The organism is Achromobacter spanius (assembly GCF_002966795.1).
GTDB lineage: Bacteria > Pseudomonadota > Gammaproteobacteria > Burkholderiales > Burkholderiaceae_B > Achromobacter > Achromobacter spanius_D.
The window spans coordinates 421,442-436,372 of sequence record NZ_CP023270.1; the positions used below are offsets into that span (position 1 = coordinate 421,442).

The 14,931-nt window shown below is 67.0% G+C and carries 10 protein-coding genes and 1 tRNA gene; 7 read left to right on the plus strand and 4 right to left on the minus strand.

What is annotated here, in order from left to right; translation table 11 throughout:
* The first annotated feature begins 258 nt into the window (after positions 1–258).
* The 7 genes from fdnG (at position 259) to CLM73_RS01920 (ending at position 9,379) form a co-directional block, all read left to right on the plus strand.
* Positions 259–3,327: a formate dehydrogenase-N subunit alpha gene (gene fdnG / locus CLM73_RS01890; protein ID WP_158685822.1), complete on the plus strand. Its 3,069-nt coding sequence runs from the start codon at positions 259–261 to the stop codon at positions 3,325–3,327.
* Positions 3,328–3,337: 10 nt separating this feature from the next.
* On the plus strand, positions 3,338–4,237 hold the full coding sequence (gene fdxH, locus CLM73_RS01895; RefSeq protein WP_105237086.1) for a formate dehydrogenase subunit beta: 900 nt from the start codon (positions 3,338–3,340) through the stop codon (positions 4,235–4,237).
* Positions 4,230–4,862: a formate dehydrogenase subunit gamma gene (locus tag CLM73_RS01900; protein WP_105237087.1), complete on the plus strand. Its 633-nt coding sequence runs from the start codon at positions 4,230–4,232 to the stop codon at positions 4,860–4,862. The genes fdxH and CLM73_RS01900 overlap by 8 nt, the downstream gene beginning before the upstream one ends.
* A gap of 78 nt (positions 4,863–4,940) precedes the next feature.
* On the plus strand, positions 4,941–5,873 hold the full coding sequence (gene fdhE, locus CLM73_RS01905; RefSeq protein WP_105237088.1) for a formate dehydrogenase accessory protein FdhE: 933 nt from the start codon (positions 4,941–4,943) through the stop codon (positions 5,871–5,873).
* A 24-nt stretch (positions 5,874–5,897) separates the two neighbouring features.
* A complete protein-coding gene (gene selA / locus CLM73_RS01910) occupies positions 5,898–7,328 on the plus strand; it encodes an L-seryl-tRNA(Sec) selenium transferase (protein ID WP_105237089.1) in 1,431 nt (476 codons plus the stop codon).
* The gene (gene selB, locus CLM73_RS01915; RefSeq protein WP_105237090.1) at positions 7,325–9,271 is read left to right on the plus strand and encodes a selenocysteine-specific translation elongation factor; all 1,947 of its coding nucleotides are present in this window, start codon (positions 7,325–7,327) and stop codon (positions 9,269–9,271) included. The genes selA and selB overlap by 4 nt, the downstream gene beginning before the upstream one ends.
* A gap of 12 nt (positions 9,272–9,283) precedes the next feature.
* A tRNA-Sec gene (locus CLM73_RS01920) sits at positions 9,284–9,379 on the plus strand.
* 65 nt (positions 9,380–9,444) lie between these two features.
* Here the strand turns inward: CLM73_RS01920 and CLM73_RS01925 are convergent.
* From CLM73_RS01925 to CLM73_RS01940, 4 genes are read right to left on the minus strand one after another with little or no spacing between them, the layout of a single operon-like run.
* The gene (locus tag CLM73_RS01925) at positions 9,445–10,653 is read right to left on the minus strand and encodes an ABC transporter substrate-binding protein (RefSeq protein WP_105237091.1); all 1,209 of its coding nucleotides are present in this window, start codon (positions 10,651–10,653) and stop codon (positions 9,445–9,447) included.
* Positions 10,650–11,444, minus strand: coding sequence for an ABC transporter ATP-binding protein (locus CLM73_RS01930; protein WP_105237092.1), 795 nt, complete (start codon positions 11,442–11,444; stop codon positions 10,650–10,652). The genes CLM73_RS01925 and CLM73_RS01930 overlap by 4 nt, the downstream gene beginning before the upstream one ends.
* The gene (locus CLM73_RS01935; protein WP_105237093.1) at positions 11,441–12,496 is read right to left on the minus strand and encodes a FecCD family ABC transporter permease; all 1,056 of its coding nucleotides are present in this window, start codon (positions 12,494–12,496) and stop codon (positions 11,441–11,443) included. Before CLM73_RS01935 ends, CLM73_RS01930 begins: the two co-directional genes overlap by 4 nt.
* Positions 12,496–14,910 carry a TonB-dependent siderophore receptor gene (locus CLM73_RS01940; protein WP_105237094.1) on the minus strand — a complete coding sequence of 805 codons (2,415 nt, stop codon included), beginning with the start codon at positions 14,908–14,910 and terminating at the stop codon, positions 12,496–12,498. Before CLM73_RS01940 ends, CLM73_RS01935 begins: the two co-directional genes overlap by 1 nt.
* Positions 14,911–14,931: the final 21 nt, after the last annotated feature.

The window sequence follows — 14,931 nt, forward strand, 5'->3', positions numbered from 1 at the left end:
AAGGCGGACTGCGGCCGGCGGGACGATACGGCTGGGCGACTGAAGCCGAGGCCATCGTAGCAGCGCTGCACTGCCGCAAAATCTGCGAAAAAAGCGCATTTTGCCGTCAAATTCAGACGAGGGCGGGGGCGCCATGCGTCACCGGGCATGACGCGCGCCATGTCCAAGGCCTATACTTCCCCACATTCCCTTGGAAGTTGTAGGGGTTTATGTCCCTGAGATTTCCGCTTCCTTCATTCACCAGGAGAGGAGTGCTTCATGGTCAACATGAATCGCCGCCAGTTCTTCAAGGTGACCGGTGCGACGCTGGCGGGCTCCAGCCTGGCCTTGTTGGGGGCTGCCCCCGGCTCGGCCATGGCCGAGGTGCGCCAGTTCAAGCTTGCGCGCATGACCGAAACGCGCAACACCTGTCCCTACTGTTCGGTCGCCTGCGGTTTGCTGATGTACGGCTTGGGCGATGGCTCGAAGAACGCCCGCGCCAGCATCATGCACATCGAAGGCGACCCCGACCATCCCGTCAACCGCGGCACCCTCTGTCCGAAGGGCGCGGCCCTGATCGACTTCATCCACAGCCCCAACCGCCTCAAGTACCCGGAATACCGGGCGCCCGGCTCGGACAAGTGGGTGCGGATGTCGTGGGACGACGCCCTGACCCGTATCACCAAGCTCATGAAGGACGACCGCGACGCGAACTTCGTCGAGAAGACCGCGGACGGCAAGACGGTCAACCGGTGGCTGACCACCGGCATGCTGGCCGCCTCGGCAAGCAGCAACGAGGTCGGTTACATCACGCACAAGACTGTGCGCAGTATGGGGATGCTGGCGTTCGACAATCAAGCCCGTGTCTGACATGGCCCGACGGTGGCAGGTCTTGCCCCGACGTTTGGCCGTGGAGCGATGACGAACCATTGGGTCGACATCAAGAACGCGGACATAGTTTTGATCATGGGCGGCAATGCCGCCGAGGCCCACCCGTGCGGGTTCAAATGGGTCACTGAAGCCAAGGCCCATAACAAGGCCAAGTTGATCGTCGTGGATCCGCGCTTTACGCGTTCGGCGTCCGTGGCGGACTTCTACGCGCCCATACGCACCGGCACCGACATCATCTTTCTGGGTGGCGTCATCAAGTACCTGTTGGATCACGACAAGATCCAGCATGAGTACGTGCGCAACTACACCGACTTTTCGTTCATCGTGCGCGAGGACTTCGCGTTCGACGCAGGGCTGTACTCGGGCTACAACGCCGAAAAGCGCACGTACGACAAGCAGAGCTGGGACTACGAGCGCGGCGAGGACGGTTTCGTCAAGACCGATCCCACGCTGCAGCATCCGCGTTCGGTGTATCAGCTGCTCAAGAAGCATTACTCGCGCTACACGCCCGAAATGGTCGAGCGCGTCTGCGGCACGCCCAAGGACAAGTTCCTGACGGTGTGCGACATGCTCGCGTCCACGGCCACCACCAACCGCGCCGCGACCATCCTGTACGCGCTGGGCTGGACGCAGCATTCCATCGGCTCGCAGATCATCCGCACGGGCGCGATGGTGCAGCTGCTGCTGGGCAATATCGGCATCGCCGGCGGCGGCATGAACGCGCTGCGCGGGCACTCGAACATCCAGGGCCTGACCGATCTGGGCCTGATGTCGAACCTGCTGCCCGGCTACATGACGCTGGCCAACGAGTCCGAGCAGGATTACGCCAAGTACATCGACTCGCGCACGCTCAAGCCGCTGCGGCCCAACCAGCTCAGCTACTGGCAGAACTATCACAAGTTCCACGTCAGCCTGATGAAGGCCTGGTGGGGCGGCGCGGCCACGGCCGACAACAACTGGGCGTTCGACTACCTGCCCAAGCTGGACAAGCTGTACGACATGCTGCAGGTCTACGAGCTGATGGTCCAGGGCAAGATGAACGGCTACATCGCGCAGGGCTTCAACCCGCTGGCCGCAGCGCCCAACAAGGCCAAGCTGAACGACGGGTTTGCCAAGCTCAAGTTCCTGGTCATCATGGACCCGCTGGTCACGGAAACGTCCGAGTTCTGGCGCAACGCCGGCGAGGCCAACGACGTGGATCCATCCAAGATCCAGACCGAGGTCTTCCGTCTGCCCACTACCTGTTTTGCCGAGGAAGACGGCGCGCTGGTCAACTCCGGCCGCTGGCTGCAATGGCACTGGAAGGGCGCCGAACCTCCGGGCGAAGCCAAGAGCGACATCGAGATCATGGCGCTCATCTACACGCGCCTGCGCAAGATGTACGAGCAGGACGGCGGCAAGTACCCCGATCCCATCGTCAACCTGTCGTGGCCCTATTCCAACCCGCAGAATCCCACGGCTGAGGAGCTGGCCAAGGAATACACGGGCCGCGCGCTCGTGGATCTGGCCGACCCCAAGGATCCGACGAAGATCATGCGCCGCGGCGGCGAGCAGCTTGCCGGTTTTGCCGAATTGCGCGACGACGGCTCCACCGCCAGCGGCTGCTGGATCTTCGCCGGCGCCTGGAGTCCCAGCGGCAACCTGATGGCGCGCCGCGACAACAGCGACCCGACCGGCATCGGCCAGACCCTGAACTGGGCCTGGGCGTGGCCGGCCAATCGCCGCATCCTCTACAACCGCGCATCGTGCGACCTGGAAGGCAAGCCGTTCGATCCGCGCCGCAGCGTCGTGTCCTGGAATGGCAAGGCCTGGGTGGGCGCCGACATCCCGGACTTCAAGGGCGACGAGAACCCCGCGGGCGGCATGGGGCCGTTCATCATGAACCCCGAAGGCGTGGCGCGCTTCTTTGCGCGGGCGGGCCTGGCCGAAGGGCCGTTCCCCGAACACTACGAGCCCTTCGAAAACCCGCTGGGCTACAACCCGCTGCACCCCAACGCCAAGGGCGTCACCAGCAACCCCGCCGCGCGCATCTTCAAGGATGACCTCGCGGCGATGGGCACGGTGGAAAACTTCCCGTATGTCGCCACCACCTACCGGCTGACGGAACACTTCCACTACTGGACCAAGAACGTCCGCATCAACGCGATTCTCCAGCCCGAGCAGTTCGTGGAGATCGGCGAGGTGCTTGCCAAGGAGCTGGGCATCCCCAACGGGTCGCGCGTCAAGGTGTCGTCCAACCGCGGCTACATCAAGGCCGTGGCGCTCGTCACCAAGCGCCTGCGTCCGCTCCTCATCGAGGGCAAGACGGTGCACCAGGTCGGGATCCCGATCCATTGGGGCTTCGTGGGCATCGCCAAGCCGGGCTTCCTCACCAACACCCTGACGCCATTCGTGGGCGACGGCAATTCCCAGACACCGGAATTCAAGTCGTTCCTGGTGAAGGTCGAAAAGGTATAGGAGAACCGACATGTCAATGCAATCCCTGGACATCAAGCGGCGCTCCGCCACCACCACGCCGCCGCCGGGCATCCGTGAACCCGTCACGGGCTCGGTGGCCAAGCTGATCGACGTCTCCAAGTGCATCGGCTGCAAGGCCTGCCAGAGCGCCTGCATGGAGTGGAACGACCTGCGCGACGAGATCGGCATCAACGTGGGCGTCTACGACAACCCGGCCGATCTCACCGAGCACTCCTGGACCGTGATGCGCTTCTCGGAATTCGAGAACCCCGCCGGCGACCTGGAATGGCTGATCCGCAAGGACGGCTGCATGCACTGCGAGGACCCGGGCTGCCTGAAGGCCTGTCCCTCGCCGGGCGCCATCATCCAGTACAACAACGGCATCGTGGATTTTCACGAGGAAAACTGCATCGGATGCGGCTACTGCATCACCGGCTGTCCGTTCAACATTCCGCGCATTTCCAAGAAGGACAACAAGGCCTACAAGTGCACGCTGTGTTCGGACCGCGTCGCGGTCGGCATGGAGCCCGCGTGCGTCAAGGCCTGTCCCACCGGCGCCATCGTCTTCGGCACCAAGGACGACATGCACCAGCATGCGGCCGAACGCGTCGAGGACCTGAAGTCGCGCGGCTTCGCGCAGGCCGGCGTGTATGACCCGCCCGGCGTGGGCGGCACGCACGTCATGTACGTGCTGCATCACGCCGACCAGCCGGGGCTGTACCACGGACTGCCCGCCGATCCGAAGATCAGTCCGATGGTGTCGCTATGGAAGGGCCTGGCCAAGCCGCTGGGCCTGGCCGCGATGGCGTTTACTGCGCTGGCCGGCTTTTTCCACTATGCGCGCGTGGGCCGCAACGAAGTGACCGAGGAAGACGAACGCAGGGCCGAAGAGGAGGTGCGCCATGAGTGAAGAACACCACTATCGCCGCATCAAGCGCTACACGCCGGGCGAGCGCACCAACCACTGGATCATCGCGCTCACGTTCATCCTGCTCGCGTTGTCCGGATTGGCGCTGTTTCATCCGTCCATGTATTGGCTGTCCAATCTGTTCGGGGGCGGACCCTGGACGCGCATCCTGCATCCGTTCATCGGGGTGGTGATGTTCGTCTGCTTTGCTGTCTTTGCCGGGCATATGTGGCGTCACAACCTCATGACGAAGGCGGATCGCCAGTGGCTGCGCCAGCTCAACGACGTGGTCGAGAACCGCGAGGAAAAGCTGCCCGAGGTCGGCAAGTACAACGCCGGCCAGAAGCTGCTGTTCTATGTGCTGATCCTGTGCATGCTGGGGCTGATGGTCAGCGGCATCGTGATCTGGCGCGAGTATTTCGCGTTCTACTTCCCGATCTGGGTGGTCCGCGGCGCGTCGGTGCTGCATGCGGTTTGTGCGCTGGTGCTGATTTGCGCGATCATTGTGCATATTTACGCGGCGATCTGGGTGAAGGGGTCGCTCACGGCAATGCTGCGCGGCTATGTCACCGCCGGCTGGGCGTGGAAGCACCATCGCGCCTGGTTCCGGGAGCAGGTGAAGAAATAGTCACCGGCATGTCGTAGTCCCACGGCTGCTATCCTCTTCGCAGGCTGGCAGCCGTATTTGTTTCTCTGGAGACGAGAATTGCAGCGAATTCTTCCGCGCGGCGAGATCGAAGCGCTAGACCATAACGCCATTCCCCGCATCACCCTGCCCGAACGGCAATCCGTCTTCGCGGCGCGGGCAGCGCGCCTGCGCCAGCTTGCCGACGGCAATCCGGTGGGCGATTACCTGCAATTGATGGCGTATCTGGTCGATGCCCAGCATCGCGCGCTGCAGGATTGCACGGCGCCGCCCGCCAGCGAAGACCGCATTTCGCTCGCGCAGGCGCACGGCATGCCGCCGCTGCAGGCTATCGGCTGGCCGCGCGATGCGCTGTGGCGCCGCATCCTGGGCCAGTTGCTGGACGACGTGTCGCGCGCTCCGGGCGTGCCCGCCGAAGCCATAGACGTCTGCGCCGCGCTGCGGCGCGCGTTGGCCGACGATCCTGAATCGCTCGAAGACCTGGCGCAGGCCGTGCTGTCCGAGCAGGACGAGGGCGTGGACAGCGCGGCCGCGCCGTTCGTCATGGCGGCGTTGCAGGTCTACTGGACAGACCTGGCCAACCGCTTCGATCCCAAACAACTGCCTGTCGCCAGCCCGTTCGGCGTGTGCCCGGTGTGCGGCAGCCTGCCGGTCGCCAGCATCGTGCGCGTCGGCGGCCAGTACGAAGGCTATCGCTACCTGTGCTGCAGCCTGTGCGCCACGCAGTGGCACATGGTGCGGGTCAAGTGCTCGCATTGCGAAGACGTGGAAAAGGTCGCGTACCAGTCCATCGAGGGGCGCACGCCCGCGATCAAGGCCGAAACCTGTGATAACTGCCACACGTACCGCAAGATCTTCTATCAGGACAAGGACCTGTACGTGGAGCCGGTGGCCGACGACCTGGCAAGCCTGATGCTGGACGTGCTGGTGGGCGAGGCCGGTTATTCGCGGTCCAGCGGCAATCCGCTGCTGTGGCATGGCGCCGAGGACTAGCGCCGCTCAATGACGGAGTCTCGCATGGCAGATCCCCTGTCCGGCGCCGGCCTTGCTGCCGCGTCCGACATCCCTTCGCTGGACCGCCTGCTGAACGCGCACGCGTTGCAGCCGGCGCTGGAAACCCACGGCCGCACGCAAGTGGTGGCGGCCCTGCGCCGCGACCTGGACGCGCTGCGCAAGCGCGCATTGGACGGCGGCGTGCCGCGCCACGAGCTGGACGCGGCCGCGGTGGCGGCGCGCACGTCTGCCGCGCTGGACGAGGCCGCGCGGCCGCGCCTGCGCGCGGTCTACAACCTGACCGGCACCGTGCTGCACACCAACCTGGGCCGCGCGCTGCTGCCCGACGAAGCGGTGGCGTCGGTGCTGCGCGCGCTGACCACGCCCGCCAACCTGGAGTTCGACCTGGACACCGGCGGCCGCGGCGATCGCGATGACCTCATCGACGACCTGCTGTGCGAGCTGACCGGCGCCGAGGCCGCCACGGTGGTCAACAACAATGCCGCGGCCGTGCTGCTGATGCTCAACGCCCTGGCGGACCGCCGCGAAGTGGTGGTGTCGCGCGGCGAACTGGTCGAAATCGGCGGCGCCTTTCGCATTCCCGACATCATGAAGCGCGCGGGCGCCAAGCTCGTCGAAATCGGCACCACCAACCGCACGCACGCGGCGGATTATGAAAACGCCATCGGCCCGCGCACCGCAATGCTGATGAAGGTGCATTGCAGCAACTACGCGGTGACCGGCTTCACGAAAAGCGTGAGCGTTGCCGAGGTGGCGGCGCTGGCCCATGCGCGCGGTCTGCCGGCCACCGTGGATCTGGGCAGCGGCACGCTGGTGGACCTGACGCAATTCGGTTTGCCGAAAGAAGACACCGTGCGCGAGACCATCGCTGCGGGCGCCGACCTGGTCACGTTCAGCGGCGACAAGCTGCTGGGCGGGCCGCAAGCGGGCCTGCTGGTGGGCCGCGCGGACCTGATCCGCAAGATCAAGAAGAATCCGCTCAAGCGTGCGCTGCGCGTCAGCAAGCTGACGCTGGCCGCGCTGGAACCGGTGCTGCATCTGTACCGCGCGCCGGAGTTCCTGGCGCAGCGGCTGACGACGCTGCGCCTGTTGACCCGCCCGCTGCGCGATATCCAGCCGCAGGCCGAACGGCTGCGCGGCGTGCTGGCGCATGCGGCGGGCCCGGGCTATGCGGTCGAGGCGGTGCCGATGTTCAGCCAGATCGGCAGCGGCGCGCTGCCCATCGACCAGCTTCCCAGTTATGGACTGGCCGTGCGCCATGCGGGAACCGGTCGCCCCGGCCGGCATCTGGACAGGCTGGAGACACTGCTGCGCAAGCTGCCGGTACCCGTCATCGGCCGCATCGCGGATGACGCATTGTGGCTGGACCTGCGCTGCCTGGAAGCCCGCGACGAGGCCGAGTTTGCGGCGCAGCTCGCGGAACCGCTGGCATGATCGTCGGCACAGCGGGGCACATCGACCACGGCAAGACGACGCTGGTGCGTGCGCTCACGGGCGTGGACACGGACCGGCTGAAGGAAGAAAAGGCGCGCGGAATTTCCATCGAACTGGGCTACGCCTACACGCCGCTCGCGAACGGCGACGTGCTGGGCTTCATCGACGTGCCCGGGCACGAGAAGCTCGTGCACACGATGGCGGCCGGGGCCAGCGGAATCGACTTCGGGCTGCTGGTGGTGGCGGCAGACGACGGCGTCATGCCGCAGACGCGCGAGCATCTTTCCATTCTGTCGATGCTGGGCGTGGCGCGCGGCGCGGTGGCGCTGACCAAGACGGATCGCGCGGACGCGGCGCAACTGGAAGCCGTGCGCGCCGAGATCGCAGCATTGGCGGAAGCTACCTTCCTGCAAGGCGCGCCGGTGTTCGGCACGAGTGCGGCGCAAGCCGGTGACTCGGGCGTGGCGGCGCTCAAGGAATATCTGCATGCACAGGCTCAAGCCGTGGCGCGGCGCGAGGCCACGGGCTTGTTCAGGCTGGCCGTGGATCGCGTGTTCACCTTGTCCGGCCACGGCACGGTCGTCACCGGCACGGCGCACGCCGGCCAGGTCCGCGCGGACGACGACGCGACCGATCTGCGCCTGATGCCGGCGGGCACACGCGTGCGCGTGCGCGGCATTCACGCGCAGAATCAGCCCAGCGAGACCGGCTCGGCCGGCCAGCGGTGCGCGCTGAACCTGGCGGGTATCGACAAGAGCGCCATCTCGCGCGGCGACTGGATCGCGGATGCGCGCTGCTTCCTGCCTTCCAAGCACGTAGACGTGGCGCTGACGCTGCTGCCGTCCGCGGACGCGCCGGTGCGGGCCTGGGCGCCGCTGCATGTGCATATCGGCGCGGCGCGCCACGTGGCGCACGTGGTGCCGATCAGCGCCGAGTCTTTGGCGCCGGGCCAGTCGGGATGGGTGCAGCTCGTGTTCGACGAGCCGGTCTGCGCGATGCCGGGCGACCGGTTTATCGTGCGCAACGCACAGGCGACGCGCACAGTGGGCGGTGGCCGGGTGCTGGACCCGAACGCACCGGACCGCAAGCGCCGGTCGGCGTCGCGGCTGGCGGGCTTGCAGGCGCTGTCCGACATGCTGGATGGCGGCAGCCTCGCGCCGGTGCTGGCGCATGCGCCGCAGGGCCTGGACGAGTCGGCGTTGCAGCGTCTGACGGGTCTGCCGGTCGGCGAAATCACGGCGCCCGAGGGCGCGGTGTGGATCGAACCGCGCAATGCGCAGGGCGCGCGCACGCTGATCCTGGCCGCGCTTTGGGAGGCGCTGCGCGATCGGACCGAGCAGGCGCTGGCGTCGTTCCACCAAAGCGCGCCCGACGAACCCGGTCCGGACGGCGCGCGGCTGCGGCGCATGGCGATCCCTGCGATGCCCGACACGCTGTGGACGTCGCTGCTGGACGAACTGCAACGCGACGGCCGCATCGCGCGCAATGGCCCGTGGCTGCATCTGCCCACGCATACCGCGACGCTGGGGCAAGCCGAATCCGCGCTCGCCGCGCGGCTGTTGCCACTGCTGGATGCGGGCGCGTTCGATCCGCCTTGGGTGCGGGATCTGGCCAAGATGCAGGCGCAGCCCGAGGATGCGGTGCGCCAGTTGCTGCGCAAGCTGCTGCGGCGCGGCGAGGTGGCGCAGGTGGTGAAGGATCTGTTCTATCACCGCGATCAGGTGCGCAGGCTGGCGGCGTTGGCGGCTGACTTGGCGGCGCAGCCCCAGGGCCTGAACGCCGCGGTGTTCAGGGACGTGACGGGTTTGGGCCGCAAGCGGGCGATCCAGATCCTGGAGTTCTTCGATCGCGTGGGCTACACGCGGCGGGTGCGGGATACGCATGTGCTGCGCGGTGAAAGCGCGTACGCGGCGATGCAGCCGCCCGCCAAGCCGGTATCATAGGCGGTCCGCCACGGAAGGCATTCGTGCCCGGCGGCACGGCCGGGCTTCAAACCCGGTTGGGGGCGTCAGACGTTCCCAGGTAGGTTCGACTCCTGCTGCCTTCCGCCACTGCGCTGCGCTTCCGGATCTTATGCACAGCCTCACGCCGCATTCCAGAAGCCGCAATCCCCCAATCAGAAAGCGCAGCCGCTCCGGCCGTCGAAAGCGCGGTGCATCTCGAACAGAAACGGCGCGTCGGGAATCTCCGTGAACCGCGCCAGGATCTCGCGATACGTCGCATCCGGATCCAGCTCGCCCAGCGTCTGCGGATACAGCGCGCGGGCCAGGTATTCCAGGCCCGCGATGTTCAAGGCGCTGTTGTAGAACTGATGGTAAAGACCCACCACGCAGTCGCCTGGCCGTCGCGCGATGCGATCAAAGCCCGGCCGTTCCATCAGCTTGGCCATCGCCTGCCGTGCGTCCGCCGGCGTGGCGCCGTACCCGAACGGAATGACGTGCGCCCCGGTGCGCACGCGCGCGGTGCCGGTCATGATGTAGACGTCCGGCTTGTTCCGGATCAGCGTCTCCATCGCAATGTCGCCCGTGGCGCCGCGCAGCAGCAGCGATGCATAGTTGCGCGCGCCGGCCTGACCGATCAGCTTTCCCCATGACGTCTCGGCCTGCGAGTAACAGCATTGATCCAGGCCCTGCCGCCCCGCGCGCGCTTCGATGAAGGCCAGCGGCCGGTGCGCCGACGCGTCGATGCCGGCCTGCACGGCGGCGCGGCGCTGCGCGTAGAAGGACAGATAGTCGTCGGCCCGTTCGCGCCGGTCCAGTGCCGCGCCCAATGCGCGCAGGCCAACAGGCACGTTGTTCAGCGGATCCTTCGAGCTGTCCAGATACAGGATGGGTACGCGCAGTTGCGCCATGATGCGCGCCAGCGGCCCGCGTTCCACGGCGCCGCGTGTGTTCAGGTCCATGATCAGCAGATCGGGCCGCAACCGCACCAGCCTTTCCACATCGGCGTTGCCGCCGTTGTCGAACGCCAATTCGGGAATGTCCGCCGCGTGTGGCCAGCGCTGGCGCATCTTGCGCCATATCGTGGGGTCGGAGTCGTTCAGGGAGTTCTGCCACGCCAGGATGCGGGAGAACGGATTCTCGCGGTCGAGCAAAGCCAGCGCGACAACGTCGTTGCCGTTCTGCAGATAGATGCGGCGGGGCGCCTGTTCGATCAACACCTGGCGGCCGGCGGCGTCGGTCACGGTGACGGGGTACGCGGCCGCGCGCGCCGGTTCGGCGCGCAGGGCCGAGACCGCGCACAACGTCAGCAGGCTGCCGAGTAAAACCGCGGTCAGACAAGAAAACCGGCGGGAACGCAGCGGGCGCAGCAAGAATGCCTTCATGCCGCGGCGTCCTCATCCAGCGCCGCGTCCGCGTGCACGGTCAGATATCCCTGCGAGCACGCCTCGACGCGCGCACGCACGCCATACGTGCCGGCCAGCACCGCTGGCGTGAGCGCCTCGCGCGGCGTGCCGCTGGCGCATAGCGCGCCTGCCTTCAGCACCACGACACGATCGGCCCAACGTGCCGCCAGGTTCAAGTCGTGCAGCACCGCGACGACGATGCACTGCGCCTGCGCCAACGCGCGCACCGTGCGCATCACGGCCGCCTGATGGCGCAGGTCGAGCGCGCTTGTGGGTTCGTCCAGCAGCAGCACCTGCGGTGAAGTGGCCAGGGCCTGTGCCAGGCTCGCCATCTGCCGTTGGCCGCCCGACAGACTGCCCAGCGGCTGCATCGCCAGCGCGGCGATACCCAGCCGATCCAGCGTGGCCAGGGCGCGCGACATGGCGGCCGTGGTAGCCAGGCCGCCTACCCGCAGGATGCTCAGCAGGCTTTCCAGCACGGTGATGTCCAGGTCGTCGGGCAGGCGCTGCGGCATGTAGCCGACGTGAGCGGCGCGCTGCGCAGGCGGCATGGCAGCCAGCGCCTGGCCGTTGAGCGCCAGCTCGCCCCGCGTCGGAATCAAGCCTGCCATGGCCTTGAGCAGCGTGCTCTTGCCCGCGCCGTTCGGGCCGATCAGCGCGGTGACCTGGCCCGGCAGCAGATCGGGCAGGTCGAGCCCCTGCAGGATGGGCTTGCCGCGGTAGCCGGCCTGCAACTGGCGTACGCGCAGTCCTGTGAAGCCGGCCGTCATGCGTTGGTGCTCCGTCGCATGATCAGCCACAGGAACACCGGTACGCCGACCATCGCCGTGACGATGCCCACGGGCAGGATGACGCCGGGCACGATGGCCTTGCTGGCGATCGACGCCAGCGACATCAGCACGGCGCCGGTCAGCGCGCTGGCCGGCAGGAAGTAACGGTGGTCCTCGCCGATGAGCATGCGCGCAATGTGCGGACCCACCAGGCCGACGAATCCGATGGTGCCCACGAACGCCACGGCCGTCGCGGCCAACAGGCTGATGCGCAGCAGCGCGCCAAAGCGCAGCCTGCCGGTATCGATGCCCAGCGTGCGCGCACGGTCCTCGCCCATGCGCAACACGTTCAGCCGCGCGGCGGCGCGAAGCGAAAAGGGCAGCATCACCAGCAGCGCCACGCCCAACACCTGCAGCTTCGGCCAGCTGGCAAGCGCCAGGCTGCCCATGCTCCAGAACACCAGCTGCTGCAGGTCTTCGGGGTTGGCCGCGTACTGCAGCAGCGCCACCAGGGCATTGAACGTGAACACCATGGAAATGCCGAATAGCACCATGGTCTGCTTGCCGCGCCGACCCCGTCGCGTAACGGCCTGCAGCAGCAGCACCGAGGCAAAGGCAAACACAAAGGTGTTGGCGGCCAGCGACCATTCGGCCGGCACGCCGGGCAGATGCAGGCCGGTCACGATGGCCAGCGCCGCGCCCAGCGACGCGGCCGAGGACACGCCCAGCGTGAAGGGGTCAGCAAGCGGATTGTCCAGCACGGTCTGCATCTCGGCGCCGGCCAGCGACAATGCGGCGCCCACCAGCACGGCCAGCAGCGCGTAGGGCAGGCGCAGCGACCAGACGATGATCGCCGTTTCCGGATCGACGCTGTCCGGCGCAAACACCGCCCGCAGGATGTCGCCGAATGCGAAGTCGGTGGAACCCAGCGCCACGTCCGCCGCCAGGCAGGCGGCCAGCGCCACCCCCGCCAGGGCGAGCGCCAGCACACGGCGCCGGGTGCGCGCGGCGTGCTGGCGCAGAATGTCCGCGTGCAGCACCTGGGCCGTCATCAGAACGTGCCGCGCATCGTCAGCATCACCGAGCGCGGTTCGCCAAAGTAGGTCTGCCGGAACTCATGACCGGACACCTTCTTGAAGTACGTCTTGTCGAACAGGTTGTAGACGGTCAGGCTCATGTTCATGCCCGGGCGGACCTCATAGCCCAGTTGCAGATCGACCAGGGCATAGGCCGGCTGGTTCCAGCGCACCGCGCCGCGCTGGATGTACTGCTCGCTAAGCCAGCGCATCCCGCCGCCCACCGAGAACCGGTTCAACGGACCCTCGCCAAACCGGTACTTGCTCCACAGCGAAAAGTTGTGGCGCGGGTAGGCCGAGTTGTAGGGCTGTCCCACTTCGTTGTCCTCGCCGCTGCGGAACTTCGTGGCGGTGTAGGCATAGCCCGCCGTCAGTTCCCACTGCGGGGTCATGCGGCCGCTGATCTCGGCCTCGAAGCCCTGGCTGCGCACGTGACCGGCAGGCAGCGAGTAGTCTTCGTTGTCGGGATCGGCGATGGCGCGGTTGCGGTCGTCGATCCGGAACAGCGCCATGTGCGTGTTCAGCGCGCCATTCAGGTACTCCCCCTTGATGCCGACTTCGTACTGCTGCCCGATGCGCGGCTTGAGAAAGCCGCCCGAGGCCAGCTCTTCGGTCTGCGGGCTGAAGATGCGGCTGTAGCTGGCATAGACGGAATGGTTGTCGTCCAGGTCCAGCACCAGCCCCGCATAAGGCACGAACTCGCCCTTGATGGACTGGTTGACGGCGGCATCGTCCGGGTTGCGGCTTTCCCACCAGGCGTAGCGGCCGCCCAGCAGCACGGTCAGCGGCTGCACCGGCTTGATGCGGGCCTGCGTGTAGACGCCGTACTGCGTGGTCTTGGTGCGCGGAATCTCGCCGACGTCCGGCAGGCTGTCCAGCCCGCTCAGGTCCGGATTGTGGATGTTCTGCCGGTAGGCAATGAAGTCGCCCTGCGGATTGCCGCCGCGATAGACCTGATAGTTCGCGCCGGCTGTGATCTCGTGGGTCAATCCCCAACCTTGCACCGGCACGCTGAAGTACGCGTCGAAGCCCTGGTTCTCCTGGCGGGAGCGTTGGCGCGCCGCGCGGATCGTGACCTCGTCCGTGACCGGGTCGATGTAGCTGTGCGTCATGTAGCGGTTCAGCCAGGTGCGGCGCACCGCCTGGCTGGCGTTCAGCCTGAACAGGCCGCCGTTGTCGAAGCGATGCTCCAGCTCGGCAAACAGGCTCATGCCGTTGTCGTGCTTGGTCGAGTCCGTCGAACCCAGAAAGGTCGAACGCGGCACGTCGATGTTGCGGCCGTCGGCGTACTGCGGCAGGCCCACGAAAACCAGCGAATCGCCCTCCTGGTAGGTGCCGCCCACCGACAGCGTGGTGTTCGGCGTGAAGTCGTATTCCACGGTGCCGTACAGGGTGCGGCGGTCGGCATACACGCGGTGCAGGTGGCTACCCGCGTCGTCGTAGATCATCACGCCGCGCGCGCGCAGGGTGCCGGTGTCGTTCAATGCGCCGGTGCCGTCCAGTTCGACGCGGTAGCGGTCCCACGAGCCCACGCTTGCCGCGCCCTGAAAACCGGGTTCGGCGCGTGCCCGCTTGCGCACCAGGTTGATGGTGCCGCTGGGCTCGGCCGCGCCTTCCAGCAGGCCGGTGGGGCCTCGCCAGACCTCGACGCGGTCGTAGATGCCCAGATCCATGATCGAGCTGCCCCACATGCCCTGGCCGCCCGCAAAGGGCAGGCCATCGACCAGATACTGGTTTATCTGGAAGCCGCGCGATTCGATGTTGACGATGCCGGTGCCCGTGGGTTGCGACACCACGCCGGTGACGTAGTCCATGGCCTGGCCCAGCGTGGTGACGTTCTGGTCGTCCATGCGCTGGCGCGTCAGCACCGAAATGGATTGCGGCACCTCGCGCAGCGACCGCTCGGACTTGCCGATGCTGACCGCCGTGGTGGTGTAGGACCGCGTGCCTTCCGTGACGGCGGGATGCCGGTAGGAACCCGTCACGGTGACTGGCGCCAGCGTGGCCGCCTGGCCCGCGCCGGCCGCCGGCCGCACCGTGATGGCGCGGCTGGGGGTGACGACGGCTTCCAGTCCGCTGCCCGCCAGCGCGCGCTGCACGGCGGCTTCCGCGCTGAGCGGCCCTTCGATCGCGGGCGCCGATTTGCCTTCCACGGCCTGCGGGTTGACCGACACCACGCGCCCGGTCGCCAGCGAGATGCGGTTCAACGTCTCGGCCAGGGAACCGGCGGGGATCGAGAAGGTGTATAAGCCGGCGCCGGCTTGCGGGGCGGAGTCCGCCGGGGCGGATTGGGCGGATGCCGTCTGCAGGCCGTTCCAGGCCAGCAGCAGCGCAGCGCTCAAGATGGCCAGGCCGAAGCGGCGCAGGCGAGGCTCTTGGGGGCGGGTCATGATGGGATAGCTCTCCGACAG